27 protein-coding genes are annotated in these 24,982 nt (G+C 63.1%); 2 read left to right on the plus strand and 25 right to left on the minus strand.

From position 1 onward, the window contains the following. Positions 1–50 precede the first annotated feature (50 nt). The 10 genes from VC352_RS03675 to ccmA form a co-directional block, all read right to left on the minus strand. Positions 51–377: a hypothetical protein gene (locus VC352_RS03675; protein ID WP_322978233.1), complete on the minus strand. Its 327-nt coding sequence runs from the start codon at positions 375–377 to the stop codon at positions 51–53. Further along, positions 374–1,585: a c-type cytochrome biogenesis protein CcmI gene (gene ccmI / locus VC352_RS03680; protein WP_322978234.1), complete on the minus strand. Its 1,212-nt coding sequence runs from the start codon at positions 1,583–1,585 to the stop codon at positions 374–376. The genes VC352_RS03675 and ccmI overlap by 4 nt, the downstream gene beginning before the upstream one ends. Beyond that, positions 1,582–2,067 carry a cytochrome c-type biogenesis protein gene (locus VC352_RS03685; protein WP_322978235.1) on the minus strand — a complete coding sequence of 162 codons (486 nt, stop codon included), beginning with the start codon at positions 2,065–2,067 and terminating at the stop codon, positions 1,582–1,584. Before VC352_RS03685 ends, ccmI begins: the two co-directional genes overlap by 4 nt. Continuing rightward, positions 2,064–2,603, minus strand: coding sequence for a DsbE family thiol:disulfide interchange protein (locus tag VC352_RS03690; protein WP_322978236.1), 540 nt, complete (start codon positions 2,601–2,603; stop codon positions 2,064–2,066). The genes VC352_RS03685 and VC352_RS03690 overlap by 4 nt, the downstream gene beginning before the upstream one ends. After that, entirely contained in the window at positions 2,600–4,570 is a 1,971-nt protein-coding gene (locus VC352_RS03695; protein WP_322978237.1) for a heme lyase CcmF/NrfE family subunit, read from the minus strand. The genes VC352_RS03690 and VC352_RS03695 overlap by 4 nt, the downstream gene beginning before the upstream one ends. Further along, positions 4,567–5,055 (minus strand): cytochrome c maturation protein CcmE, encoded by a 489-nt coding sequence (ccmE, locus tag VC352_RS03700; protein ID WP_322978238.1) that lies wholly within the window; start codon positions 5,053–5,055, stop codon positions 4,567–4,569. Before ccmE ends, VC352_RS03695 begins: the two co-directional genes overlap by 4 nt. Beyond that, positions 5,052–5,228: a heme exporter protein CcmD gene (ccmD, locus tag VC352_RS03705; RefSeq protein WP_322978239.1), complete on the minus strand. Its 177-nt coding sequence runs from the start codon at positions 5,226–5,228 to the stop codon at positions 5,052–5,054. Before ccmD ends, ccmE begins: the two co-directional genes overlap by 4 nt. Beyond that, positions 5,225–5,980, minus strand: coding sequence for a heme ABC transporter permease (locus VC352_RS03710; RefSeq protein WP_322978240.1), 756 nt, complete (start codon positions 5,978–5,980; stop codon positions 5,225–5,227). Before VC352_RS03710 ends, ccmD begins: the two co-directional genes overlap by 4 nt. A 93-nt stretch (positions 5,981–6,073) precedes the next feature. Further along, positions 6,074–6,745: a heme exporter protein CcmB gene (gene ccmB, locus VC352_RS03715; protein WP_268178220.1), complete on the minus strand. Its 672-nt coding sequence runs from the start codon at positions 6,743–6,745 to the stop codon at positions 6,074–6,076. After that, positions 6,742–7,386, minus strand: coding sequence for a cytochrome c biogenesis heme-transporting ATPase CcmA (gene ccmA / locus VC352_RS03720; RefSeq protein WP_322978241.1), 645 nt, complete (start codon positions 7,384–7,386; stop codon positions 6,742–6,744). Before ccmA ends, ccmB begins: the two co-directional genes overlap by 4 nt. A 189-nt stretch (positions 7,387–7,575) precedes the next feature. Between ccmA and VC352_RS03725 the strand changes: the two genes are divergently transcribed. Then, entirely contained in the window at positions 7,576–9,114 is a 1,539-nt protein-coding gene (locus tag VC352_RS03725; protein ID WP_322978242.1) for a flagellar hook-length control protein FliK, read from the plus strand. After that, positions 9,111–9,452: an EscU/YscU/HrcU family type III secretion system export apparatus switch protein gene (locus tag VC352_RS03730; protein WP_322978243.1), complete on the plus strand. Its 342-nt coding sequence runs from the start codon at positions 9,111–9,113 to the stop codon at positions 9,450–9,452. The genes VC352_RS03725 and VC352_RS03730 overlap by 4 nt, the downstream gene beginning before the upstream one ends. A 72-nt stretch (positions 9,453–9,524) precedes the next feature. On the opposite strand, the gene VC352_RS03735 is transcribed toward VC352_RS03730, so the two are convergent. The 15 genes from VC352_RS03735 to flhB all read right to left on the minus strand — a co-directional run bounded on the left by VC352_RS03735 (position 9,525) and on the right by flhB (position 24,975). Beyond that, on the minus strand, positions 9,525–9,947 hold the full coding sequence (locus VC352_RS03735; RefSeq protein ID WP_322978244.1) for a DUF2802 domain-containing protein: 423 nt from the start codon (positions 9,945–9,947) through the stop codon (positions 9,525–9,527). A 3-nt stretch (positions 9,948–9,950) separates the two neighbouring features. Next, complete coding sequence (locus VC352_RS03740) at positions 9,951–10,430, minus strand: chemotaxis protein CheW (RefSeq protein WP_322978245.1); 480 nt, start codon at positions 10,428–10,430, stop codon at positions 9,951–9,953. 96 nt (positions 10,431–10,526) lie between these two features. Then, on the minus strand, positions 10,527–11,318 hold the full coding sequence (locus tag VC352_RS03745; RefSeq protein WP_322978246.1) for a CheW domain-containing protein: 792 nt from the start codon (positions 11,316–11,318) through the stop codon (positions 10,527–10,529). Between the two features lie 84 nt (positions 11,319–11,402). Next, positions 11,403–12,191 carry a ParA family protein gene (locus VC352_RS03750; RefSeq protein ID WP_322978247.1) on the minus strand — a complete coding sequence of 263 codons (789 nt, stop codon included), beginning with the start codon at positions 12,189–12,191 and terminating at the stop codon, positions 11,403–11,405. 82 nt (positions 12,192–12,273) lie between these two features. Further along, positions 12,274–13,092 (minus strand): flagellar motor protein MotD, encoded by an 819-nt coding sequence (gene motD / locus VC352_RS03755; protein ID WP_322978248.1) that lies wholly within the window; start codon positions 13,090–13,092, stop codon positions 12,274–12,276. Positions 13,093–13,102: 10 nt separating this feature from the next. Then, positions 13,103–13,843 carry a flagellar motor protein gene (locus tag VC352_RS03760; protein ID WP_322978249.1) on the minus strand — a complete coding sequence of 247 codons (741 nt, stop codon included), beginning with the start codon at positions 13,841–13,843 and terminating at the stop codon, positions 13,103–13,105. A 25-nt stretch (positions 13,844–13,868) separates the two neighbouring features. Beyond that, on the minus strand, positions 13,869–15,005 hold the full coding sequence (locus VC352_RS03765; protein ID WP_322978250.1) for a chemotaxis response regulator protein-glutamate methylesterase: 1,137 nt from the start codon (positions 15,003–15,005) through the stop codon (positions 13,869–13,871). Positions 15,006–15,050: 45 nt separating this feature from the next. Continuing rightward, positions 15,051–17,300 (minus strand): chemotaxis protein CheA, encoded by a 2,250-nt coding sequence (locus VC352_RS03770; RefSeq protein ID WP_322978251.1) that lies wholly within the window; start codon positions 17,298–17,300, stop codon positions 15,051–15,053. A 12-nt stretch (positions 17,301–17,312) separates the two neighbouring features. Next, positions 17,313–18,101, minus strand: coding sequence for a protein phosphatase CheZ (locus VC352_RS03775; RefSeq protein ID WP_322978252.1), 789 nt, complete (start codon positions 18,099–18,101; stop codon positions 17,313–17,315). A gap of 19 nt (positions 18,102–18,120) precedes the next feature. Next, positions 18,121–18,495 (minus strand): chemotaxis response regulator CheY, encoded by a 375-nt coding sequence (locus VC352_RS03780; RefSeq protein WP_169968482.1) that lies wholly within the window; start codon positions 18,493–18,495, stop codon positions 18,121–18,123. Between the two features lie 100 nt (positions 18,496–18,595). Continuing rightward, positions 18,596–19,342 (minus strand): RNA polymerase sigma factor FliA, encoded by a 747-nt coding sequence (gene fliA / locus VC352_RS03785; protein WP_322978253.1) that lies wholly within the window; start codon positions 19,340–19,342, stop codon positions 18,596–18,598. Next, on the minus strand, positions 19,339–20,169 hold the full coding sequence (gene fleN, locus VC352_RS03790) for a flagellar synthesis regulator FleN (RefSeq protein ID WP_322978254.1): 831 nt from the start codon (positions 20,167–20,169) through the stop codon (positions 19,339–19,341). The genes fliA and fleN overlap by 4 nt, the downstream gene beginning before the upstream one ends. Positions 20,170–20,256: 87 nt before the next feature. Further along, complete coding sequence (gene flhF / locus VC352_RS03795) at positions 20,257–21,570, minus strand: flagellar biosynthesis protein FlhF (RefSeq protein WP_322978255.1); 1,314 nt, start codon at positions 21,568–21,570, stop codon at positions 20,257–20,259. 11 nt (positions 21,571–21,581) lie between these two features. Further along, positions 21,582–23,729, minus strand: a complete 2,148-nt coding sequence (gene flhA / locus VC352_RS03800; RefSeq protein ID WP_322978256.1) for a flagellar biosynthesis protein FlhA — start codon at positions 23,727–23,729, stop codon at positions 21,582–21,584. Positions 23,730–23,838: 109 nt separating this feature from the next. Then, positions 23,839–24,975: a flagellar biosynthesis protein FlhB gene (flhB, locus tag VC352_RS03805; protein WP_322978257.1), complete on the minus strand. Its 1,137-nt coding sequence runs from the start codon at positions 24,973–24,975 to the stop codon at positions 23,839–23,841. Positions 24,976–24,982 lie beyond the last annotated feature (7 nt).

A 24,982-nucleotide genomic window follows, 5' to 3' on the forward strand; every position in this document is an offset into this window, starting at 1 on the left:
CGGGTGAAACCCGCCAGAACCGAGGCGGCGAGTTGTACCCGCCCTACCCCTCAACGGTTCTGGTAGTGCCGGAACAAGCCCGGTGGGATGCCGCTGCTATCGGTTTCACGCCACGGCCCACCGGCCTGTGGCGACCAACCCCAGCCACCCTCGAAGCGATAGAAGATGCGTTCGCGGTAGTACAGATCACGCGCGCCTTCAACTACATAAACGCCCAGCGCCGGGTTCCAGTGGCTCTTCACGCCAGGCGGCGGCGCGTAGCGCGGGTGCGCAGGTTGCTGCACCGGCGGCAGTTCAGCGACTGACGAAGCCGGCTGCGGCAGGACGCAGCCACTGAGGCCGAAGCCGAGCACACAGAGCAGCGCCAGGCGCTTCATTGCGCCTGGCCGTCGCGGCTGTCGATCACCACTGCCTGAACCTCACGCGCGGTGTTCGACACCGGGCCAAGCCTGCCGATCCATTCGCCCTGGGTGGCATTGCCGGCACGCGAGACGCGCGCCACCAGTTGCACCTGCTCGAAGCGCGACAGCTTCAGCTCGGGCATCATCGCATCGACATCGGACAGGCTGACCTGCGCCGGCAGCTCGGACACCTTCAGGCGCTTGACCGCCAGCGGCATCGGCGGGCCGCTGAGGGCGCGGGCGAAGATGAACACGGCATCGTCCGGCTGCACCTGCGCCTGCACCTCCGGCGTCAGCGAGACGCTGACCTCCAGCGCATGCACCTTGGCCGCTGGCTCGTCGGCGGCGCTGGCCTGCTCACCCTCGCCCATCTGCTGACGGGCACGCTCGATGCCACCAGCGATGGCGGCACGCGACGGATCCTGCTCGGGCAATACGGCAACCAGACGTTCCCAGTAACGCACCGCATCGGCATAACGCTGGCTTTCGTAGGCAGCGATGCCAAGCAGGCCGAGGCTGGTGACCTCCTGAGCATCGGCTTTCAGGGCCTCGTCGGTCAGTGCCTGCAACTGCGCATTCCACTGCTTGCCGTTGGCGAAGTACAGCGCCTGGGCCCACTGCCCGAGCAGCTCGGGCGCACGGCCCGCCAGGCCCACCGCTTTCTCGAAGGCGTTGGCGGCGTCGGTTGCGCGATCCTGAGCCATGTAGGTACGGCCGAGGAAGTACCAGGCTTCGGCGGACTCCGGCTGCTCCTGCACCGCACGCTCCAGGCGGGCGGTCATTTCGCCGATGCTCTGCGGCTGTTGCGCGGCCATCTCGCGCGCCTGCTGCAATGGCTCCAGCGCGCCCCAGTGCATGTACAGCCCCACACCGAGCACCGGCACCAGGATCGCCGCCAGCAGCGGAATCTTGCCGCCCAGCACGCTGCTACGGCGCTGCACGCCTTCAGTATCGGTCAGCAGCTCACGCGCAGCCTCGGCGCGGCCGGCCTCCAACTGCGCATCGTCGAGCACGCCGCGCTGGTGCTGCGTTTGCAGCTCCTGCAGGCGTTCCTGATAGAGGGTGACGTTGAGGGCCGTACGGTCTTCCTCGGCCTGCAGCTTGCGCACGCGCAGCACGGGGATCAGCAGGAATGCCAGGGCAGTGAGCAACAGCAGCCCGGCGGGCAACCAGAAATCGATCATCGGTCTTTCTTGTCCTGAGAGGCTTGTTCGAGCAGTGCGGCAAGGCGCTGCTGTTCGTCGCTACTGAGTCCGTTGTCAGGGCGTACCTTCTGGCCACGGCGGCGCAGGACGATCACCCCGAGCACACCAAAGCCGATCAGCAGCAGCCCAGCCGGGCCATACCAGAGCAGCAGGGTGCGGCTGGTCACGGGCGGGTTGTAGAGGACGAAGTCACCGTAGCGGGCGACGAGAAAATCGATGATTTGCGCGTCGGTCTTGCCCGCTTCGACCATCTGGTAGACCTCGTTGCGCAGATCCATGGCGATCGGCGCATTGGAATCGGCGATGTTCTGGTTCTGGCACTTGGGACAGCGCAGCTCCTCGACCAGCGTGCGATAGCGCTCACGCTCGGCCTCGTTGGCGAACTCGTAGGTGTCGATGGCGGCGTGGGCGCTGGCCAGCAGACCCAGCGCCAAGCCGGTGGCGATCAGCAGGCGCTTCATGGCTGGGCCTCGTCGACCAGTTGCTGGTAGACCGGGGCCAACTGTTCGCGCCAGATGCGCTCGTCGATAGCACCGACGTACTTGTGGCGGATGATGCCCTTGGCGTCGATGAAGAAGGTTTCCGGTGCGCCGTACACACCCAGATCCAGCCCCAGCGTGCCCTTGGCGTCCTCGATGTTGAGCTGGTAGGGGTTGTGAAGATCGCGCAGCCATTTTTGCGCGGGCTCACGCTCGTCCTTGTAGTTGATGCCATGGATCACCACGCCGGCTTCGGCCAGCTTGTTCAGCACCGGATGCTCATGGCGACAGGCAGGGCACCAGGTGCCCCAGACGTTGACCAGGGCTGGCTTGCCCTTGAGGTCGTCCTGGGTCAGGGTGCGCGATGGTTCGGTCACCGACGGCAGACTGAACGCAGGGAACGGCTTGCCGATCAATGCCGAAGGCAACTCGGACGGATCGAGGAACAGCCCGCGATAGAGGAACACGGCGACCGCCAGGAACGCCAGCAGCGGTAACAGCAATAACAGACGTCTCATGCGGTAGCCTCCATGCCCAACGCTTCGCGTACGCGGGTTCTGACCTTGATGCGGTAGCGCTTGTCGGCAGCGGCGAGCAAACCACCGAAGGCCATCAGCAAGCCACCGAGCCAGATCCAGCGTACGAAGGGCTTGATATGCACGCGCACGGCCCAGGCGCCCTGCTCCAACGGCTCGCCGAGGGCGACGAAGAGGTCACGGGTGAAGCCGGCATCGATGCCCGCCTCGGTCATGGTCGCCTGCTGCACGGTGTACAGGCGTTTTTCCGGGTGCAGTACCTTGATCTGCCGCTCGCCGTCGAAGACGCGCACCGTGCCCTTGTCGGAAATGAAGTTGGGGCCTTCGAAATGCTCGGCACCGTCGAACTGGAAGCGATAGCCACCCAGTTCCACCGAGTCGCCTGGCGCCATGCGCAGGTCACGCTCGTAGCTGCCCAGACTGGTCAGCACCACGCCGAGGGCGCAGAAGGCGAAGCCGAAGTGCGCCAACTGCATGCCCCAGTAGCTGCGGCCCAGGCTTGGCAGGCCTTTGAGCAAGCCTTTATGCCGGGTCTTGTCGAGCACGTCGCGCACGCCGGCCAGAACCACCCAGAAGGCCAGCAGGCAGACGGCCAGCACCGCCCAATGGAAGTCGCCATGCAGGAATGTGGCGATCAGCGCCAGCACCACGCTGGCCACCAGTACCGGGGTCAGCATGCCGCCCAGCCATTTCAGCGGAGTGTCCTTCCAGCGCACCAGCACACCGACGGCGATCACCGCCATCAGCAGCGCCATCAACGGCAGGAACAGGGCGTTGAAGTAAGGCGGGCCGACCGACAGCTTGGCGCCGGTCAGGGCATCGAGCACCAGCGGATAGAGCGTGCCGAGCAGGATCATCGAAGCCGCCACCACCAACACGATGTTATTCACCAGCAGCAGCGTCTCGCGCGACCACAGACCGAAGCCGACCTGGCTGCGCACCACCGGCGCACGCAGGGCGAACAGCGCCAGCGAGCCGCCAACCACCACCAGCAGGAAGGCGAGAATGAACACGCCACGCTCCGGGTCGGTGGCGAAGGCATGCACCGAGGTCAGTACGCCGGAGCGAACCAGGAAGGTGCCGAGCAGACTGAGGGAGAAGGCAGCGATGGCCAGCAGCACCGTCCAGCTCTTGAACACACCGCGCTTCTCGGTGACAGCCAGCGAGTGGATCAGCGCGGTGCCCACCAGCCAGGGCATGAACGAGGCGTTCTCCACCGGATCCCAGAACCACCAGCCGCCCCAGCCCAGCTCGTAGTAGGCCCACCAGGAGCCGAGCGCAATACCGATACCGAGGAAGGCCCAGGCTACGATGGTCCAGGGCCGCGACCAGCGCGCCCATGCAGCGTCCAGCTTGCCGCCGAGCAGCGCGGCGATGGCGAAGGCGAAGGCCACGGAGAAGCCGACATAGCCCATATACAGCATCGGCGGATGAACGATCAGGCCGAAGTCCTGCAGCAGCGGGTTGAGGTCACGGCCGTCGACCGGCACGTTGGGCAGCAGGCGCGCGAAGGGGTTGGAGGTGATGATCAGAAACAGCAGGAAGCCGACGCTGATCATGCCCATCACCGCCAGCACACGGGCGAGCATCTCTTCCGGCAGATGACGGGAGAAGATCGCCACAGCGAAGGTCCAGCCGCCGAGGATCAGCGCCCAGAGCAGCAAGGAACCTTCGTGCGCGCCCCACACGGCACTGAACTTGTAGTACCAGGGCAGTGCGGTGTTGGAGTTGCTGGCCACGTAGGCGACGGAGAAATCGTCGACCATGAAGGCGTAAGTCAGGCAGGCGAAGGAGAACGCCAGGAATGCGAACTGCCCCCAGGCCGCCGGCTGCGCCAGGCTCATCCACTGGTGATCGCCCCGCCAGGCGCCGATCAACGGCAGCGTGGCCTGCACGGCGGCCAGGCACAGGGCCAGAATCATCGCCAAGTGGCCAAGTTCGGGAATCATTGCGCGCTCTCCTGCTGGTAACCCTGCTTGCCGGCAGTCGCGGCATCGTGTTGCTGCTTCATTCCGCTCTTTTCCAGCGCCTGCATCACTTCCGGCGGCATGTAGTTTTCGTCATGCTTGGCCAGCACCTCGTCGGCCACCAGCACGCCCTGCTCGTTGACCCGGCCGAGGGCGACGATGCCCTGCCCTTCGCGGAACAGATCCGGGAGGATGCCGTGGTAACGGATGGTCACCTCATGGGCGCCGTCGGTCACCACGAAGTCCACCTCCAGCGAATCGGCCGAGCGCTTCACCGAGCCCTCCTCCACCAGACCGCCAGCGCGAATACGGGTGCCTTCCGGCGCCTCGCCATTGGCGATCTGCGTGGGCGTGTAGAACAGGTTGATGTTCTGCTGCAGCGCACTGAGCGCCAGCGCCACGGCGACACCCACGCCACAGAGAATGGCGAGGACGATGTACAGGCGTTTCTTGCGAACCGGATTCACTTGGACTTCTCCCGGCGCAAGCGACGCGCCTCGTCTTGCAGGTAACGGCGGCGCGCCAGAATCGGCAGCACCACGTTCAGCAGCAGAACCACCAGGCTGATGCCATAGGCGCTCCACACATAGACCCCGTGGGTGCCCATGGCGAGAAACTCGGCGAACGAGGAAAAACTCATGCCCGGCCCTCCACCAGTTTCTCCACTTCGGTCTTCACCCAACTGCTGCGCGCTTCGCGCTTGAGCACTTCCAGGCGCATGCGATAGAGCAGCACGGCGCCGAAGAAGCAGTAGAAGCCCACGACTCCGAGCAGCAGCGGCAGCCACATTTCAACGGGCATGGCGGGCTTCTCGGTGAGTTTGAAAGTGGCGCTCTGGTGCAGCGAATTCCACCACTCCACCGAGTACTTGATGATCGGAATGTTGACCACACCGACGATGGCCAGCACGGCGCAGGCCTTGGCGGCGCTGTCGCGGTTGCTGATGGCGTTGCCCAAGGCGATGACGCCGAAATAGAGGAACAGCAGGATCAGCATGGAGGTCAGGCGCGCGTCCCACACCCAGTAAGTGCCCCAGGTCGGCTTGCCCCAGATGGCGCCGGTGATCAGCGCGATGAAGGTCATCCAGGCACCGATGGGCGCGGCCTGCTGCAGGGCGACATCGGCCAGCTTCATCTTCCACACCAGGCCAACCAGGCCGGCGACGGCAAGCATGACGTAGATCGATTGCGCCAGGAAGGCAGCCGGCACGTGGATGTAGATGATGCGAAAGCTGTTGCCCTGCTGGTAGTCCGGCGGTGCGAAGGCCAGACCCCAGACCAGGCCGGCGACGATCAGCAGCACGGCGGCGATGCTGAGCCAGGGCAGCCAGCGGCCACTCATCTCATAGAACCACTTGGGCGAACCCCACTTGTGAAACCACGTCCAGTTCATTCAGATCGCTCATCATCTACACGTAGCCCGGATGCAATCCGGGAGGCTATCGAGAACTCCCGGATTGCATCCGGGCTACATCACGGTTCGTTCTTATTCGCCGACGCTGATGGTCAGGCCGGCGGCAATCGCAAAAGGTGTCAGGGTCACTGCCAGGGCAGTGAGGCTCGCCAGCCACAACAGGTGGCCGCTCGCCGGCAATCCTTGCAGGGCCGCCTGCAATGCTCCGCTGCCGAGAATCAGCACCGGGATGTACAGCGGCAGAATCAGCAGCGCCAGCAGCAGGCCGCCGCGCTTGAGACCGACGGTGAGCGCCGCGCCCACCGCGCCGAGCAGGCTCAGCACCGGGGTGCCGAGCAGCAGGGAGATCAGCAGCACCGGCAGGCAACGCCCGGGCAAACCGAGCATCAGAGCCAGCAAGGGCGCCAGCAAGACCAGCGCCAGGCCGCTGAACAGCCAGTGTGCCAGCACCTTGGCCAACACCAGAAGAGGCAGGGGGTGCGACGAAAGGACCCACTGTTCCAGCGAGCCGTCCTCGAAATCACTGCGGAAAAGCCCGTCCAGCGAGAGCAGCACGGCCAACAACGCAGCGACCCAGACCAGACCGGGAGAAAGGGTTTGCAACAATTGCGTCTCCGGCCCGACCGCCAGGGGGAACAGAGCGATGACGATGGCGAAGAACACCAGCGGGTTGGCCAGATCCGACGGGCGCCGGGCCAGCAGGCGCATTTCGCGGCTGAGCAATTGAGTGAAGACGTTGCTCATGCGGCGTGCTGCCCCAGATCGAGTTCGCGGTAGGTGGCCGGTTTGTGCTGCAGGCTGTGGTGAGTGGTCAGCACCACCACACCGCCACGTTCGCAATGGCTGGCCAGGTGGGCTTCGAGCTGCGCCACGCCGTGCTTGTCCAATGCGGTGAAGGGCTCGTCGAGCACCCACAGCGGCGGCGTGTCGGCGAGATACAGACGCGCCAGGGCGACACGGCGCTGCTGGCCAGCGGACAGGGTGTGACAGGGCACATCCTCGAAACCACGCAGGCCGACGGCTTCCAGCGCCTGCCAGATCGCCTCACGGCTGGCCGGACGATGCAGGGCACAGAGCCAGGCGAGATTCTCCTCGGCCGTCAGCAAGCTCTTGATGCCGGCCGCATGGCCAATCCACAGCAGATTGCGCGCCAGCTCGCCGCGTTGTTCGGCCAGTGCCCGCCCCTGCAACAGGATGTCCCCGGCGGTCGGCTGACGCAGCCCGGCGATCAGCCGCAGCAGGCTGGTCTTGCCGCTGCCGTTGGGGCCGCTGATCTGCAGCATGTCACCGCTGTCGAGACGGAACGCCAGATGCTCGAAAAGCATGCGCCAGTCCCGCTCACAAGAGAGCGCCACGGCTTCGAGAAGAGGAACGGAACGGGTCATCGATACCTGGCAGGGTTCAAGTCGGCGATGGTTCGGCCGCTATACTGACGCGTGCCGGAAGCGCGATGCGCAACGGGGCGGCATTATACATGTCAGAGAACGACACCCGCAGTCGGCATTTTCGACAGGGTGTGAATCTGCCGCAGGGTGTACTGGCGAAGCCGTACACCGTCAGCTAAATGAGAGCCCATGAGCGAGATCAGCAGCCCACGCCCACTTCCCCCCGCCACTCCGGTGAGCCGTAGCACGGCGACGGCGGCGGATCTGGCCGTACGCCTGCTGCAGCCACTGGAGGGCATGCTGGCCGCCGGGGAAAGCGCCAAGGCCGAAGTGGTGGCCGTACGCGAGCAGGCGCAGACGTTCCAACTGCTACTGAAACTGACGCTCGAAGGCGGCAAGCAGACCACCCTGCAGGCCGAGAGCCCACGCCCGCTGGCGCAGGGCAGCACCCTGGTGGTCACGGCGCTGTCCGACACACGCCTGGCTCTGGCGCTGCAAGCCGGAGGCGATAAGGCGCTGACGAGCCTCGATCTGCAGCAACTCCCTCCAGGCACACTGGTGCAAGGCAAGGTGATCAGTCGCGATGCCCTGCCGATGCAAGCGACGCAACAGCTCTACCGCCTGGTGGTCAACCTGCTCAATACGCCGCTGGCCGGCAGCAAGCTGGCGATCGACAGCGCCATGCCACTGCCGGTCGGCAGCCTGCTCAGCGCTCAGGTACAGGGCAGCCAGAGCCTGGCCTTCCTGCCACTGAGCGGCCGCCTCGATCAACTGGTGCTGGGTCAGCAACTGGCCGCACAACAGAATCGTCAGGCGTCGCTGGAAGGGCTGTTCAAGGGCCTGCAAGGCCTTGCAGGCGGTGACGATGCGGTGCAAGACAGCATCGACAAACTCCTGGGCGCCTTGCCTGACAGCGGCCAGCTCAGCACAGCCAAAGGTCTGGCCAAAGCGATGGAGAGCAGTGGCCTGCTATTCGAAGCCAAGCTGCTGCACGGGCAAACCAGTGGCCTGCCACAGGATCTGAAAGCCAACCTGCTGCGGCTGGTTGCACAATTGCTGCCGCAATTGCCGGGTGGCACCGGAACACTGGCCGGGCTGCAAGGGGCGATCAGCCAGAACCTGCCTGCCCTGGCCCGCCAGATGCTGGGCATCAACAGCACAGGCAGCTCGGCACGTCAGCAAGCCCTCAGTTTCCCCCTGCCCTCGCGCCTGCTGCAGAACATGGAAGAAGGCGAGGTCGATCTGGAGGCCCTGCTCAAGCTCGCTGCTGCCGCCATCTCACGGCTGCAGACGCATCAGCTGTCGAGCCTGGCGCAAACCCAGGTCGACGCCAATGGCAACCTGGTGACCACCTGGCAACTGGAACTGCCGATGCGCCACCAGCAGGAAATCCTGCCCCTGCAGATCAAGCTGCAGCACGAGGAACAGAATGCCAAGTCGGACAAGCACGAGCAGAAGGAGCCACTGTGGCGCATCGACCTGGCCTTCGATCTGCCCCACCTGGGCCCACTGCAGGTTCGCGCGCAATTGCTGCGCGGCAGCCTGTCCAGCCAGCTATGGGCCGAACGCGCCGATACCACCGCGCTGATCAATACCGAACTGGGTCACCTGCGCGAACGTCTGCAAGCCGCCGGGCTCGAAGTCGGCGAACTGGCCTGCAGCCAGGGCATGCCGCCGCAAGGACCGAAGACCTCACTGGAACAACGCTGGGTGGATGAAACCGCATGAGCCGCAAGTCACAGCCCGAAGCACGCCAGGCCATTGCCCTCACCTATGACGGGCAGAGCGCGCCAGTGCTCAGCGCCAAGGGCGATGACGAGCTGGCCGAGGCGATCCTGGCCATCGCCCGCGAATACGAAGTACCGATCTACGAAAACGCCGAGCTGGTGCGTTTACTGGCCCGGCTGGAGCTGGGCGATGCCATTCCCGAAGCGCTGTATCGCTGTATCGCCGAGATCATCGCCTTCGCCTGGTACCTGCAGGGCAAGCGGCCACCGGGATTCAAGGAAGACGGCGAGCGTGACGTGACGCCAAGCCTTCCTCTTCTTCGCGGGCCGAGCCACTGAGCGAAGCAAACCGGGCGCAATAGGCTGCGGAACTGACTGTCGGCAAGGACATCGAAGCGCCTGCAGGCAGCTTCAATTCGATTGACTGGCGCGAGGTTGATGCAGGCGGCTGATCAGTTCAGCTTCGGCCTTGCTCAGGCCACAGGACTGGGTCAGGTCATCGACACTGGCCCCCATGCCCACCAGGCGCGCAGCCTGGGTGAAGGACAGGCTGTTGGGATCGCGCTGCTCGATCTGACTGACCTTGTCCGGTAACGGCGCCACGATACGACGCAGTTCGTGCAACTCCTCGCCCATGCGAATGCTACCGGTCAGGTAGGCATCGAGGCGTTTGCCCAGCTCGCGAATCCGCGCATCGCGCGCGGCGTCACGCCTGGCCTGCTCCGCCAACAGCCGCTGCTGATTGCGGTACAGGCCGTTGCAGACGATGCCCAATGCCACGCACAGCAGCGCCACGAAGGCCAGGGCCGCAGCAAGCATGGCAAACTCGGACATGGCTCAGATGCTCTCCAGCTCCGACCACTCTTCCTCGGACATCATCTTGTCGAGCTCGACCAGGATCAGCAGTTCGCCGTTCTTGTTGCAAACGCCCTGGATGAACTTGGCCGTCTCGTCGTTACCGACGTTCGGCGCCGTTTCGATCTCGGATTGGCGCAGGTAAACGACCTCGGCGACGCTGTCGACCAGGATGCCGACCACTTGCTTGTCCGCCTCGATGATGACGATACGGGTGTTGTCGGTCACCGGCGCGGAGCCCAGGCCGAAACGCTGGCGCGTATCGATCACCGTGACCACGTTGCCGCGCAGGTTGATGATGCCCAGCACATAGCTCGGAGCCCCCGGAACCGGTGCGATTTCGGTGTAGCGCAGGACTTCCTGTACCTGCATCACGTTGATGCCATAGGTCTCGTTGTCCAGGCGAAAGGTCACCCACTGCAGAATCGGATCTTCGGCACCTTGTGCAGAACTTTTCTTCATGTCCCTAGCCTCGTCAAAAACCGCTCAGTGCGGCACGCGCGGATTACACCCGCTTGTCATCAACTATAGAGCCCGTTGGCACGAGCCCACCAATTCTTAATGCAGTTTTCCGCCATTGAGGTGCTTGGCACCCCCACTGGCAATCAGTTCGGCAAGCGCCGCCACATCGAGCAGCGCACACATGTGTTCGATTACCGTACCCGCCAGCCAGGGGCGTTGCGTGCGCTGGCTGCGCCACTTGACCTCACTGGGGTCAAGGCGGATGGAGCGACTGACCTGATGCACTGCCAGCCCCCACTCGTAGCCCTGCACGGAAATCACGTACTGCAGGCCTTCACGGAAGTCGTCGCGGTAACGATCAGGCATGACCCAGCGCGCGGTATCCAGCACCTTGAGGTTACCGGCCTGGCTGGGCAGGATGCCGAGGAACCAGTCGGGCTGGCCGAACAGCGGCGTCAGCTCCTGCCCTTCCAGCGGGTAGATGGAACCGAGGCAGATCAACGGAACCGCCAGCGTCAGCCCGGCAACGTCGAACAACAGGCATTCGAACGGCTCCTCAGCCCAGCCGGGACGCCCGTCGGCATCGAGGGCGGTCTGCAGCGGCGTGATCTCGGCAACCGGTGCCACCAGCGGCGGCGCCTCTTCGATCACCGGAGTCGGCACGATCACTTCAGGGGCAGTGACCTGCACCTGCGGCGCGGCCACCACCGGCATCGCAACCGGCTGAACCAGGCGCGCATCACGCACCTGCTCCTCGAGTACGGCAGCCTCGAACTCATCGATATCGACGGACTGTTCGAGCTCGGCAGCCGCTTCCTGCAGCAGGCCGTCCAGATAGGACTGCAGGGCCAGTTGGGAGCGCGTGGCAGTAGCGAGGTTACGACTCATGGGTGAACACCGTGATCAAGGCCTGTACAGCCTATCGGCAGGAATGTGGCTCGACTTGAGTGCAGTTCAACACAGACGCGCATATCAGGCTACCTGCGCGGCGGGCTGATGGCTCAGCAGATGCTTGAGCAAGGCACGATAGGCGATCACGCCACGGCTACCCGCGTCGAACTGCGAAGGCGTGCGCCCTGCCCGACTGGCATCGCGCAAGCGCGTATCGACCGGAATATAGGCCGGCCAGAGATGATCGGGGTAAGTATTGCGCAAGACTTTCAGCGTGCTCATCGAGGCCTGGGTACGGCGGTCGAACAGCGTCGGCACGATGGTGTATGGCAGCGCCTGCTTGCGCGAACGATTGATCATGGTCAGCGTGGTGATCATGCGCTCCAGCCCCTTGACCGCAAGGAACTCGGTTTGCACCGGGATCACCAGTTGCTGACTCGCCGCCAGGGCATTGACCATGAGCACGCCGAGCAGCGGCGGACTGTCGATGACCGCGTGATCGAAATCCTCCCACAGCTGCGCCAGGCTTTTGGCAATCACCAGCCCCAGGCCGCTCTGCCCCGGCGACTGACGCTCCAGCGTCGCCAGTGCGGTACTCGAGGGCAACAGGGAAATGTTCTCGTGGCTGGTGCCATGCAGCAATTGCTTCGGCAGCCCCTGCGGCACGTTGCCCTGATGCAGGAACAGGTCGAAACAGCTGTGCTCCAGCGTATCCGGGTCATGGCCGAAATAGCTGGTCATGGATCCGTGCGGATCGAGGTCGACGACGACGACACGCTTGCCGGCATCCGCCAGCAGACCCGCCAGTGCGATGGACGTGGTGGTCTTGCCGACACCACCTTTCTGATTGGCTACTGCCCAGACTTTCATCTTTTCTCATCCTCCCGGCGTGACGCATGCAGACCGAGAATGGCTGTCGACCGCCGCGACGGCGCGACTGGGATTTGACGGTTCACGGTTGTGCGGCCCCCTGCTCTGGCGCTTTTGCAGGTTGCGTGCCAGCTCCGCCTTGGCTTGCAGCGGTACTACCGCTGTTACGGCGATTGTCCAGGTCACGCGAGATCACCAACACCACCCGACGATTACGGGCACGCCCTTCGGCCGTCGAATTGTCCGCAACCGGCTGAAATTCACCATAGCCCACCGCAGACAGACGGACAGGATTGACCCCGTCCATGGCGAGCATGCGCACGATGCTTGCCGCTCGCGCCGAGGACAGCTCCCAGTTGGTCGGATACTGGGGCGTCTGGATCGGCAGGTTGTCGGTGAACCCTTCCACCTTCACCGGATTTTCATAGGGTGCCAGAATCTTGGCGACCTTCTCGATGATGTCGAATGCCTGATTGTTCGGCAAGGCATCGCCGCTGGGGAACAGCAGGCTGGAACTGAGTTCGAGCTCGATCCACATTTCGTTGCCGCGAATATTCAACTGATCGCTCTGGATCAGGTCACCGAAGGCGTCACGCACGCTGGAGGCAATGCTGCGCAGCGTACTGTCGGTCACATCCTTGTCGTCCTCGTTCATCGTCGCCCGTTCGGGATCGCCGGTACGCGGGCGTTCCTCACCGATAGGAATGGGTTTGATCGAACGATCCGGCTGGTTGAATACACCGGTCAGGGTGTCCGAGAGAATCTTGTACTTGCCCTCGTTGATCGAGGAGATGGAGTACATCACCACGAAGAAGGCGAACAACAGCGTGATGAAATCCGCGTAGGACACCAGCCAGCGCTCGTGATTCTCGTGTTCTTCCTGATGCCGTCTGCGGGCCATAGTGCCTCCATCAGTCCATGAAGCCTTGCAGCTTCAATTCGATGGAACGCGGGTTCTCACCCTCGGCGATGGAGAGAATGCCCTCGAGCAGCATTTCCCGGTAGCGCGACTGGCGCAGCGCAATGGACTTGAGTTTGTTGCCAGCCGGCAGCAGCAACAGGTTGGCGAACCCCACACCGTAGATGGTGGCGACGAAGGCCACGGCGATGCCACTGCCAAGCATGCTGGGGTCGGCCAGATTGCCCATCACGTGGATCAGGCCCATCACCGCGCCGATGATGCCGATGGTCGGCGCATAGCCGCCCATGCTCTCGAACACCTTGGCGGCCTGAATATCACGGGCCTCCTGGGTATAGAGATCGACCTCGAGGATGCTACGGATGGATTCCGGCTCAGCACCATCGACCAGCAACTGCAGCCCCTTGCGCGCATAGGCGTCCGGCTCGGCGTCAGCCACCGACTCCAGACCGAGCAAGCCCTCCTTGCGCGCCACCATGCTCCAGCCGACGACCCGGTTGATACCACCGACCAGATCGATGCGCGGCGGGAAGAAGATCCAGCGCAACACGCCCACGGAACGCTTGAACGTGCTGATCGGCGTCTGCAGGAAAGCCGCGCCGAGCGTACCGCCGAGCACGATCAGCGCCGCCGGACCATTGAGCAGTGCCGAGGCTTGTCCGCCTTCGAGATAGTTGCCCCCGAGGATGGCGACGAACGCCAGAATGACGCCGATTAGACTCAGGACATCCATGCATGACCGCCCGGCTCAGGTTTCATCACTGACAGGCCTCGGCCAGGTGTCGGCCGATGTCGTCGAGCGAATAGACCGCATCGGCCAGATCGGCCTTCACCACCGCCATAGGCATGCCATAGATCACGCAGCTGGCTTCGTCCTGGGCCCATACCTGGCTACCGTTCTGCTTGAGCAGGCGCGCACCCTCACGGCCATCGGCGCCCATGCCGGTGAGCACCACGGCCAGCACCTTGTCGTTGAACGATTTGGCGGCAGAGCCGAAGGTGATGTCGACACAGGGCTTGTAGTTGAGACGCTCGTCACCGGGCAGGATCTTCACCGCACCGCGACCGTCAACCATCATCTGCTTGCCGCCAGGGGCCAGCAAAGCCAGGCCAGGGCGCAGGATGTCACCGTCTTCGGCTTCCTTGACCTGGATGCGGCAAAGCTTGTCCAGGCGCTCGGCGAAAGCCTTGGTGAAGGCAGCCGGCATGTGCTGGATCAGCACGATCGGCGCCGGAAAGTTGGCCGGCAGTTGGGTCAGAACTCGTTGCAGGGCGACCGGACCACCAGTGGAGGTGCCGATGGCGACCAGCTTGTAGGCCTTGCGGCGCGGTGCCGGCGAATTACTACTGGCACTGGAGGCAACGCCTGCAGCCGACACAGTACGCGCAGGAGTCGCGGGCGCCGGCGTGCGAACGGGGGTAGCGCTGCGACTTGGCGCAGGCGTCGGGCTGGTGACAGCCGGTGCCGGTGTGGCAAGCGCAGAACTGAAGCGACGGTTGCTGCGTGCAATGGAATGCACCTTTTCACACAGCAGTTGCTTGACCTTCTCCGGGTTACGCGAGATGTCCTCGAAATTCTTCGGCAGGAAATCCACCGCCCCGGCATCCAGCGCATCCAGGGTGACACGTGCGCCTTCATGGGTGAGTGAGGAGAACATCAGCACAGGCGTCGGACAACGCTGCATGATGTTACGTACAGCCGTGATGCCATCCATCATCGGCATCTCGTAATCCATGGTGATCACGTCTGGCTTGAGCGCCAGCGCCTGATCGATGGCTTCCCGTCCGTTGGTGGCCGTCCCGACCACCTGAATGCTGGAATCGGCAGACAGAATTTCCGAAACACGCCGGCGAAAGAAGCCGGAGTCGTCTACTACCAAGACCTTGACTGCCATAAACACTCCTAGACGGCACGGGCATCGGCCCGTGCCGCAAAACCATCAGAAACGTCGAGCGTAGCGCTTGAGCATGCTCGGTACGTCGAGAATCAGCGCGATGCGACCGTCGCCGGTGATGGTCGCCCCGGACATCCCCGGGGTGCCCTGCAACATCTTGCCAAGTGGCTTGATTACCACTTCTTCCTGACCGACCAATTGATCGACGACAAAACCGATGCGTTGACTGCCTACGGTGAGGATCACCACATGCCCTTCACGCTGCTCCTCCATGAACGCCTGCGGCACCAACCAACGCTTGAGATAGAACAGCGGCAGCGCCTTGTCGCGCACGATCACCACTTCCTGGCCATCGACCACGTTGGTGCGCGACAGATCGAGGTGGAAGATCTCGTTGACGTTGACCAGCGGGAACGCGAAGGCCTGATTCTCTAGCATGACCATCAGCGTCGGCATGATCGCCAAGGTCAGCGGGACCTTGATGACGATCTTCGAGCCCTGGCCCTTCTGCGAGAACACGTTGACCGTGCCGTTGAGCTGGGAAATCTTGGTCTTGACCACGTCCATGCCGACACCGCGACCGGACACGTCGGAAATTTCGGTCTTGGTCGAGAAGCCCGGGGCGAAGATCAGGTTGTAGCATTCGAACTCATTCAGACGTTCGGCTGCATCCTTGTCCAGCAAGCCCTTCTCCACCGCCTTGGCGCGCAGGATGTCGGCATCCATGCCCTTGCCGTCATCGGTGATGGACAAGAGGATGTGGTCACCTTCCTGCTCGGCGGACAGCACCACCCTACCTGCGCGAGCCTTACCGGCCTTCTCGCGTTCTTCCGGGGTCTCCACGCCGTGGTCGACCGCGTTGCGCACCAAGTGCACCAGCGGGTCGGCCAGCGCCTCGACCAGGTTCTTGTCGAGGTCGGTTTCTTCGCCCACCAGCTCGAGGTTGATCTCTTTCTTCAGATTGCGCGCCAGGTCGCGAACCAGGCGCGGGAAACGGCCGAAGACCTTCTTGATCGGCTGCATGCGGGTCTTCATCACCGAAGTCTGCAGATCCGCCGTGACCACGTCGAGGTTCGACACCGCCTTGGACATGGCCTCGTCGCCGCTGTTGAGCCCCAGGCGCACCAGGCGGTTACGCACCAGTACCAGCTCGCCGACCATGTTCATGATCTCGTCGAGGCGTGCGGTATCGACCCGTACGGTGGTTTCGGCTTCGCTGGCAGGCGCCTTCTCCGCCGCCGCAGGAGCTGGCGCAGCAGCACGCGGCGCAGCGGGTTCGGGCTTGGCCGCCGGCTTGGCCGCCGGCGCAGCAGCTGGCTGAGGCGTAGGCTTGGCCGCCGCAGGAGCCGGTGCTGCCGCTGCGGCCGGAGCGGCAGCTGGAGCCGGCGCTACGAATTTGCCCTTGCCGTGCAACTCATCGAGCAGCGATTCGAACTCGTCATCCGTGATGTCGTCACCGGCCGGGGCACTCGGGGCGGCGGCTGGCGCGGCCGCTACAGGCGCGGCAGGCGAAGCCGGCGCGGCGAACTGGCCCTTGCCGTGCAACTGATCGAGCAAGGCTTCGAATTCGTCGTCGGTGATATCGTCACCGGCAGGTGCGGCGGGCGCGGCAGCAGCAGGAGCTGCAGGGGCCGGTGCCGATGCGGCTGGCGCGGCGAACTGACCTTTGCCATGCAGTTGATCGAGCAGCGCTTCGAATTCATCGTCGGTGATATCGTCACTGCCGGCGCTGGCTTCGGGCGCAGCCGGCGGCGTATCCCCCAGTGCATCGAGCAGTTGCTCGAACTCGCTATCGGTGATGTCGGAGGACGCAGCACTTGCAGCAGGCGTGGCAACAGGTTCGGGCTCCGGCTCCGGCGCGGCCTGAACCGCTACAGGCTCGGCAACCGGCTCGGGCTGCGCACCTGCTGGCTCGGCCAGGCGTGCCAGGGCCGCCAGCAGCTCGGGCGATGCTGGCGTAGGCTCGGAGCGTTCCCGAACTTGGCCAAACATGCTGTTGACCGCATCCAGCGCCTCGAGCACAACGTCCATCAGTTCAGCGTCAACGCGACGCTCGCCCTTGCGAAGGATGTCGAACACGTTCTCGGCAATATGACAGCACTCCACCAGCTCGTTGAGCTGAAGGAAGCCTGCTCCGCCCTTGACGGTGTGGAAACCGCGAAAGATGGCGTTCAGCAGGTTCATGTCGTCCGGTCGGCTTTCCAGCTCGACCAACTGCTCGGACAACTGTTCGAGAATCTCGCCGGCCTCTACCAGGAAATCCTGGAGGATCTCTTCATCGGCGCCGAAGCTCATGTGGGGTGCTCCTTAGAATCCAAGACTGGATAGCAGGTCGTCGACATCGTCCTGATTGGAGGCGACGTCATCACGCTTATCGGCATGAATCTGCGGACCTTCACCCGTCGACGGCGATTTTTGCTGCTGTTGTTCGGCACGCAATGCATCGTGGTCATGTTCGATACCCGCGAAGCGGTCTACCGAACTGGCCATTAGGACTAATTTAAGCAGGTTGCTTTCCACCTCGGTGACCAGCTGCGTCACCCGCTTGATCACCTGACCGGTCAGATCCTGGTAATCCTGCGCCAGCAGAATGTCGTTGAGGTGGTTGGACAGCTTGCTGCTGTCACGCTCGCTACGCGCAAGGAACAGCTCGATGCGTTTGGCCAGCTCACGGAAACCCTCTGCGCCGATTTCCCGGCGCATGAAACGACCCCACTCGGCGCTGAGGCTCTGCGCCTCATCGGCCAGGTCATTGACCAGTGGTGCACTCTGCTCCACCAGATCCATGGTGCGGTTAGCCGCTTTCTCGGTCTGGGTGACGACGTAGTTCAGACGCTCGGTGGCGTCGGATATCTGCGACAGCTCCTTGGCATGAGGCATGCGCGGGTCGAGCTGAAAATTGACAATAGCGTTGTGCAGCTCACGGGTCAGCTTGCCGACCTCGTGATACAAACCACGATCACGAACCTTGTTGAGCTCATTGATCAGTTGCACCGCGTTGCCGAAGTTACCTTTTTCGAGGCTATCGACCAGTTCGCGGGCATTGGTTTTCAGGGACGTTTCAAGATCGCCCAATGTGGAATCATCGTGTTCCATAGCACCCTCGCGGCCGACATCAGCCGTTGACCCGCTCGAAGATCTTCTCGATCTTTTCCTTCAGCACCTGCGCAGTGAAGGGCTTGACCACATAGCCATTCACGCCGGCCTGAGCCGCTTCGATGATCTGGTCACGCTTGGCTTCGGCGGTGACCATCAGCACCGGCAGGTGCTTGAGGCGCTCATCCGCACGTACCGCACGCAGCAGGTCGATGCCGGTCATACCGGGCATGTTCCAGTCGGTGACCAGAAAGTCGAAGCTGCCGCTCTGCAGCATCGGCAACGCTGAAGTGCCGTCATCGGCCTCGGCGGTATTGGTGAAACCCAAGTCTCGCAAGAGGTTCTTGATGATCCGTCGCATCGTCGAAAAATCGTCAACGATGAGGATTTTCATGTTCTTGTCCAAGTCGACCTCCGTACAGTCCCAAACGTATTGCGTTTGCAACTACGTCCTTTAATCGTGAAACCGTTTCTGCCTGCGAGTGCGCTGCGACTCAGCCAGCGCGCCATTCACTCAGCCGCGAACGCAGACGCGCCGCGCACTGACTGTGCAACTGACTGACGCGCGATTCGCTGACCCCCAGTACTTCACCGATTTCCTTCAGGTTCAGTTCTTCATCGTAATACAGCGCCAGCACCAGACGCTCGCGCTCCGGCAGGCCGGCAATGGCCTCGGCCAATGCCGCTTGAAAGCGTTCATCTTCGAGATCCCGCGAAGGTTCGAGGTGGGTGTGCCCGGCGTCTTCGTGCAGTCCGCCATGTTCACCGTCCTGCAATAGGTCGTCGAAACTGAACAGGCGGCTGCCCAAAGTGTCGCCAAGAATGCCGTAGTAATCTTCCAGACTCAATTGGAGTTCGGCAGCAACCTCGTGATCTTTAGCGTCACGCCCCGTTCTCGCTTCAACGGTACGTATCGCATCGCTGACCATCCGGCTGTTGCGGTGCACCGAACGCGGTGCCCAATCGCCCTTGCGTACCTCGTCGAGCATGGCACCGCGGATGCGAATACCGGCGAATGTTTCGAAGCTTGCACCCTTGCTGGAGTCGTATTTGCGCGAGGCTTCGAGCAGGCCGATCATCCCGGCCTGAATCAGATCGTCCACCTGCACGCTGGCTGGCAGACGCGCCAGCAAGTGATAGGCAATGCGCTTGACCAGCGGCGCATAGCGCTCGATCAACTGGTGCTGGGAGTCCTGCGCACGAGCCTTGTTGTACATACGAAGTCCAGAGGCTGCTGTCATACGGCCGAGTCTGCTGTCGGTTGCTTCACCAGGCGCTCGACGAAGAACTCCAGATGGCCGCGCGGGTTGGCCGGCAGCGGCCAGGTATCGACCTTCTGAGCGATTGCCTTGAACGCCAGTGCGCATTTGGAGCGCGGGAAGGCTTCATAGACGGCGCGCTGCTTCTGCACCGCCTTGCGTACGCATTCGTCGTAGGGCACCGCGCCGACGTACTGCAGGGCGACATCGAGAAAACGATCCGTCACCTTGGTCAGCTTAGCAAAGAGATTGCGACCTTCCTGCGGGCTGTGCGCCATGTTGGCCAGCACGCGGAAGCGGCTGATGCCATGGTCGCGGTTGAGCAGCTTGATCAGCGCGTAGGCGTCGGTGATCGAGGTCGGCTCGTCGCAGACCACAACGAGAATTTCCTGCGCCGCCCGCACGAAGCTGACGACCGCATCGCCGATGCCGGCTGCAGTGTCGATCACCAATACGTCGAGGTTTTCGCTGATATCGCTGAATGCCTGGATCAGGCCGGCGTGCTGCATGGGCGAAAGGTTGACCATGCTCTGCGTGCCCGATGCGGCCGGCACGATGCGGATACCGCCCGGCCCCTGCAGCAGGACGTCACGCAGGTCGCACTCACCAGCGATCACGTCGGCCAGGGTGCGCTTGGGGCTCAGCCCCAGCAGCACATCGACGTTGGCGAGCCCAAGGTCGGCGTCCATCAACATCACCCGGCGCCCCAGATCGGCGAGGGCCATGGACAGATTCACCGACACGTTGGTCTTACCGACACCGCCCTTGCCGCCGGTTACCGCGATCACCTGTACGGGATGCATACCCATGTTCTCTCAATACCTTGTCTAACTTCGACTTGGCCAACCGGCCGTTCGCCCCTGCAAAAAACGCAGGGTTTGCAACACTTTAGCGCTTCAGCCGACGCGCCGCGCGGTTCCTTGATAGAGACCGGCGAACAATTGCGCCATGGCGTCCTCGCTCGGCTCCTCCGGCGCCTGCAATCCCACCGCGCGGCTGACCAGTTGGTGGCTACGCGGAACGTGCAGATCATCCGGAATCCGCGGCCCGTCCGTGACATAGGCTACCGGCAGATGCTGGCCTATAGCCAGACCCAAAACCTCACCCAGGCTCACGGCCTCGTCCAGCTTGGTCAGTATGCAGCCGGAAAGGCCGCAACGCTTGTAACTATGGTAGGCCGCCTTGAGCACCTGTCTCTGACTGGTAGCGGCCAGCACCAGATAATTCTTGGCTTTCAGGCCGCGCGCAGACAGGCTTTCGAGCTGCAGACGCAGGGCCGGATCGTTGGCGGGCAACCCCGCCGTATCGATCAGTACGACACGTTTCTTGGCCAGGGGCGCCAGGGCTTGCAGCAGCGACTGCCCCGGATCGATCTGAGTCACCGAGACGCCGAGGATGCGCCCCAGGGTCTTGAGCTGTTCCTGGGCGCCGATACGGAAGCTGTCCATACTCACCAGAGCGACCTGCTGAGCACCGTACTTAAGCACGTAACGCGCGGCCAGCTTGGCCAGCGTGGTGGTCTTGCCCATGCCGGCGGGGCCGACCAGGGCAATCACCCCGCCCTCTTCCAACGGCTCGACCTTGGGCGTCTTGATCGCATGGGCCAGGTGCGCCAGGAGCATGCGCCAGGCCTGACGCGGCTCGGCGACACCTGCCACGCGGTCGAGCAACGCCTGCGACAGCTCGGCCGACAGGCCCATACGCTGCAAGCGGCGCCACAGGTTGGCCTGCTGCGGGCGACGGCTCTGCATTTGCCCCCAGGCGATGGAGCCCAGTTGTACTTCGATCAGCTCACGCAGGCCGTGCAGCTCGAAGCGCATGGCATCGAGCGCACGCGGATCGACACTGGGCGCGGCAGCCACCGGCTTCTCGACGGGGCGCTGCGGCTTGACCGGGGTCGCCGGCAATTCCGGCGCCACCAGCGAGTCATTGGCGAAAAGTTGACGGTCTTTCGACGAGTCCTGTTCGGCACGGGTCGCCAGCTCCGCCTGAGCATTGGCGATGCGCGCCTGAGTCTTGCGCAGCTCGGCCTCCAGAGCCGGATTCGGTCGAACCGGCGCCGGCGCCACCTGATAGTCGAGCGCGGCGGTCAGCTCGACACCGCCGGCCACGCGACGATTGCCGATGATGGCCGCGTCGGCGCCCAGTTCGTCACGCACCAGTTTCATGGCGGTCCGCATATCAGCAGCGAAGAAACGTTTGACCTGCATGACCCTTTACCTCAGTTCTGGCCCACAGTGGCGACTATGGTGACCTGCTTGTTGTCCGGAATTTCCTGGTAGGCCAGCACGTACATGCTGGGTACCGCCAGCCGCGCGAAGCGCGACAACATCGCCCGGATCGGACCGGCCACCAGCAGGATCACCGGTTTGCCGAGCATTTCCTGGCGCTGCGCCGCTTCCACCAGGGAACGTTGCAGCTTCTCGGCCATACCTGGTTCGAGGAGGATGCCATCCTCGCTACCCTGACCGGCCTTCTGCAGACTGTTCAGCAATATCTGTTCCAACCTTGGTTCAAGGGTGATCACAGGCAGCTCCGGCTCTAGTCCCACGATGCTTTGCACGATGGCGCGAGCCAGCGACACGCGAACGGCTGCGACCATGGCGGCGGGATCTTGACTCTTTGGCGCGACGTTGGCGATGGCCTCGGCGATGGTACGGATGTCGCGCACCGGCACCTGCTCCTGCAGCAGCGCCTGCAATACCTTGAGCAGGGTCGACAGCGACACGAGCCCAGGCACCAGCTCTTCGGCCAGCTTCGGCGAACTCTTGGCCAGCAATTGCATGAGCTGCTGCACCTCCTCGTGCCCAAGCAGCTCATGAGCGTGCTTGTGCAGGATCTGATTCAGGTGGGTGGCGACCACGGTGCTGGCATCGACCACGGTGTAACCGAGCGATTGCGCCTGGTCACGCTGACTGGGATCGATCCACACCGCCTCCAGGCCGAACGCCGGATCCTTGGCGGCAATGCCATTGAGCGGGCCGAACACCTGACCGGGGTTGATCGCCAACTCGCGATCCGGGTAGACCTCGGCCTCGGCCACGCTGACGCCCATGAGCGTCAAACGGTAGGCATTGGGTGCCAGGTCGAGGTTGTCGCGGATATGCACCGACGGCATGAGAAAGCCCATCTCCTGCGACAGCTTCTTGCGTACACCCTTGATCCGCGCCAGCAACTGACCACCCTGGTTGCGGTCGACCAGCGGAATCAGGCGGTAGCCCACTTCCAGACCCACCATGTCCACTGGCGTCACATCGTCCCAACCCAGTTCCTTCACCTCCTGGGCCTTCTGCGCCGGCAGCAGCTCCTGCTGGCGCTGCACTTCCTTGACTTCCTCTTCCTTGACCTTGCGGTTCTTGTGTGCGATCCAGTAGGCGCCACCCGCAGCCACCAGGCCCAGACTGATGAAGGAGAAGTGCGGCATGCCCGGCACCAACCCCATGGCAATGAGGATGGCCGCAGCCACCGCCAACGCCTTGGGCGAAGCAAACATCTGCCGGTTGACCTGCGCACCCATGTCCTCGGCACTGGAAACCCGGGTAACCATCACCGCCGCCGCCGTCGATAGCAGCAGGGATGGGATCTGCGCCACCAGACCGTCACCAATGGTCAACAGGGTGTAAACCTTGCCAGCCTCGGCGAACGGCAGCGCATGCTGCAGCACGCCAATGGCGATACCGCCGATAAGGTTGATGAACAGAATCAGCAGGCCGGCGATGGCGTCGCCGCGTACGAACTTGCTGGCACCGTCCATGGAGCCATAGAAGTCGGCCTCCTGGGCCACCTCGCTGCGGCGTTTCTTGGCCTCGACCTGGTCGATCAGACCGGCGTTGAGGTCGGCGTCGATCGCCATCTGCTTGCCGGGCATCGCGTCGAGGGTGAAGCGAGCGCTCACCTCGGAGATACGCCCGGCGCCCTTGGTGACCACCACGAAGTTGATGATCATGAGGATGGCGAAGACCACGATACCGACCACGTAGTTGCCGCCGATCACCACCTCACCGAAGGCCTGGATCACCTGCCCCGCCGCACCATGGCCGTCATGACCATTGAGCAGCACCACACGAGTCGAGGCCACGTTCAGCGCCAGACGCAGCAGCGTGGCAGCCAGCAGGATCGTGGGGAACACCGCGAAATCCAGGGGACGCAGGGCGTAGATACTGACCAGCAGCACCACGATCGACAACGCGATACTGAAGGTGAACAGCACGTCGAGCAAAAACGGCGGCACCGGCAGCATCACCATGCCGAGCATCACCAGCAGCAACAGGGGAATCCCCAAATTGCCGTGGCGCAACCCGGCCAAGTTACTGCGTACGTCACCGATCAACTGTGCGCGATCTACTGCCACGGCCTTACCCCAAGTCATCAATCTTTTGACGCGGAAACGCGTCCTGATGGGGTAATGGCAAGAAGCGTTCCAGAAAGAGGATTACAGACTGCAATCGCAAAAAATACGCGACTGCTCGCCGACTCCATCACTCGTCGCGGCGTAGATCCGGCGGGATCGGCAGATCCGGCAGAGGCCCCGGCCGTTTGCCCTTGCCAGCCTGGAACTGGCGAATCTGATAGACGTAAGCAAGTACCTGAGCCACAGCCAGGTAGAGACCTGCTGGGATTTCCTGATCCAGCTCAGTGGAGTAATAAACCGCCCGCGCCAGGGCTGGCGATTCGAGCACCATGACCTTGTGCTCCTGGGCGATCTCACGGATCTTCAGGGCGGTGAAATCATTGCCCTTGGCCAGCAACATCGGCGCGCCGCCCTTGTCCTGATCGTATTTCAAGGCCACGGCGAAGTGGGTCGGGTTGGTGATCACCACATCGGCCTGCGGCACCGACTGCATCATCCGCCGCTGCGCCATTTCACGCTGCAGCTGACGAATGCGTCCCTTGACCTCAGGCTTGCCTTCGGAGTCCTTGTACTCGTCCTTGACCTCCTGCTTGGTCATCATCAGCTTCTGCTTGTGACTCCAGAGCTGAAACGGCACATCCACGGCAGCGATCAAAATCAACCCGCACGATAGCCAGAACGCACTCCAGCCGACTACCGTCAAACTGTGCAGGATGGCCGACTCGACCGGCTCATTGGCGATGGCCAGCAAGTCGTCCTGATCAGACGACAAGACCAGCAAGGCCACGGCCAGGATGACCAGGAACTTGGCCAGCGCCTTGAGCAGCTCCGCCAGAGACTGCATGGAGAACATGCGCTTGAGCCCTGCCAGCGGATTCATCCGGCTACCCTTGGGCAGTAACGCCTCGGATGAGAACAACCAGCCACCCAGTGCGATAGGACCAACCACGGAAGCGATCAGCAGAACGATGAAAAATGGCTGAACAGCCAGCAATGCATGCTTGCCGTACGCAAGCAGGTACAGCCCCATATTGCCTTCGTTCATCAGCACTTCACGCGGCAGGCTGAAACTGCCGCGCATCAGATCCAGCAGGGCGTCGCCCATTTGCGCGCCGAAGCCCAGCAGAGCAACCGTGCCGCTCATGGTGACCGCCAGGGTATTGAGCTCCTTGGAACGAGCGATCTGACCTTTTTTCCGCGACTCTTCGAGCCGCTTACTAGTGGGTTCCTCGCTCTTGTCGGCGCCGCTCTCGCTCTCAGCCATGCTGCCT

The sequence above is a fragment of the Pseudomonas sp. C11 genome, assembly GCF_034683865.1.
Lineage (GTDB): Bacteria > Pseudomonadota > Gammaproteobacteria > Pseudomonadales > Pseudomonadaceae > Aquipseudomonas.

What these genes read in the sequence shown, in the direction of transcription:
- VC352_RS03675 (WP_322978233.1), bottom strand. Translation starts at nt 377, where the DNA reads ATGAAGCGCCTGGCGCTGCTCTGTGTGCTCGGCTTCGGCCTCAGTGGC.
- ccmI (WP_322978234.1), bottom strand. Translation starts at nt 1,585, where the DNA reads ATGATCGATTTCTGGTTGCCCGCCGGGCTGCTGTTGCTCACTGCCCTG.
- VC352_RS03685 (WP_322978235.1), bottom strand. Translation starts at nt 2,067, where the DNA reads ATGAAGCGCCTGCTGATCGCCACCGGCTTGGCGCTGGGTCTGCTGGCC.
- VC352_RS03690 (WP_322978236.1), bottom strand. Translation starts at nt 2,603, where the DNA reads ATGAGACGTCTGTTATTGCTGTTACCGCTGCTGGCGTTCCTGGCGGTC.
- VC352_RS03695 (WP_322978237.1), bottom strand. Translation starts at nt 4,570, where the DNA reads ATGATTCCCGAACTTGGCCACTTGGCGATGATTCTGGCCCTGTGCCTG.
- ccmD (WP_322978239.1), bottom strand. Translation starts at nt 5,228, where the DNA reads ATGAGTTTTTCCTCGTTCGCCGAGTTTCTCGCCATGGGCACCCACGGG.
- VC352_RS03710 (WP_322978240.1), bottom strand. Translation starts at nt 5,980, where the DNA reads ATGAACTGGACGTGGTTTCACAAGTGGGGTTCGCCCAAGTGGTTCTAT.
- ccmB (WP_268178220.1), bottom strand. Translation starts at nt 6,745, where the DNA reads ATGAGCAACGTCTTCACTCAATTGCTCAGCCGCGAAATGCGCCTGCTG.
- ccmA (WP_322978241.1), bottom strand. Translation starts at nt 7,386, where the DNA reads ATGACCCGTTCCGTTCCTCTTCTCGAAGCCGTGGCGCTCTCTTGTGAG.
- VC352_RS03725 (WP_322978242.1), top strand. Translation starts at nt 7,576, where the DNA reads ATGAGCGAGATCAGCAGCCCACGCCCACTTCCCCCCGCCACTCCGGTG.
- VC352_RS03730 (WP_322978243.1), top strand. Translation starts at nt 9,111, where the DNA reads ATGAGCCGCAAGTCACAGCCCGAAGCACGCCAGGCCATTGCCCTCACC.
- VC352_RS03735 (WP_322978244.1), bottom strand. Translation starts at nt 9,947, where the DNA reads ATGTCCGAGTTTGCCATGCTTGCTGCGGCCCTGGCCTTCGTGGCGCTG.
- VC352_RS03740 (WP_322978245.1), bottom strand. Translation starts at nt 10,430, where the DNA reads ATGAAGAAAAGTTCTGCACAAGGTGCCGAAGATCCGATTCTGCAGTGG.
- VC352_RS03745 (WP_322978246.1), bottom strand. Translation starts at nt 11,318, where the DNA reads ATGAGTCGTAACCTCGCTACTGCCACGCGCTCCCAACTGGCCCTGCAG.
- VC352_RS03750 (WP_322978247.1), bottom strand. Translation starts at nt 12,191, where the DNA reads ATGAAAGTCTGGGCAGTAGCCAATCAGAAAGGTGGTGTCGGCAAGACC.
- motD (WP_322978248.1), bottom strand. Translation starts at nt 13,092, where the DNA reads ATGGCCCGCAGACGGCATCAGGAAGAACACGAGAATCACGAGCGCTGG.
- VC352_RS03760 (WP_322978249.1), bottom strand. Translation starts at nt 13,843, where the DNA reads ATGGATGTCCTGAGTCTAATCGGCGTCATTCTGGCGTTCGTCGCCATC.
- VC352_RS03765 (WP_322978250.1), bottom strand. Translation starts at nt 15,005, where the DNA reads ATGGCAGTCAAGGTCTTGGTAGTAGACGACTCCGGCTTCTTTCGCCGG.
- VC352_RS03770 (WP_322978251.1), bottom strand. Translation starts at nt 17,300, where the DNA reads ATGAGCTTCGGCGCCGATGAAGAGATCCTCCAGGATTTCCTGGTAGAG.
- VC352_RS03775 (WP_322978252.1), bottom strand. Translation starts at nt 18,101, where the DNA reads ATGGAACACGATGATTCCACATTGGGCGATCTTGAAACGTCCCTGAAA.
- VC352_RS03780 (WP_169968482.1), bottom strand. Translation starts at nt 18,495, where the DNA reads ATGAAAATCCTCATCGTTGACGATTTTTCGACGATGCGACGGATCATC.
- fliA (WP_322978253.1), bottom strand. Translation starts at nt 19,342, where the DNA reads ATGACAGCAGCCTCTGGACTTCGTATGTACAACAAGGCTCGTGCGCAG.
- fleN (WP_322978254.1), bottom strand. Translation starts at nt 20,169, where the DNA reads ATGGGTATGCATCCCGTACAGGTGATCGCGGTAACCGGCGGCAAGGGC.
- flhF (WP_322978255.1), bottom strand. Translation starts at nt 21,570, where the DNA reads ATGCAGGTCAAACGTTTCTTCGCTGCTGATATGCGGACCGCCATGAAA.
- flhA (WP_322978256.1), bottom strand. Translation starts at nt 23,729, where the DNA reads ATGACTTGGGGTAAGGCCGTGGCAGTAGATCGCGCACAGTTGATCGGT.
- flhB (WP_322978257.1), bottom strand. Translation starts at nt 24,975, where the DNA reads ATGGCTGAGAGCGAGAGCGGCGCCGACAAGAGCGAGGAACCCACTAGT.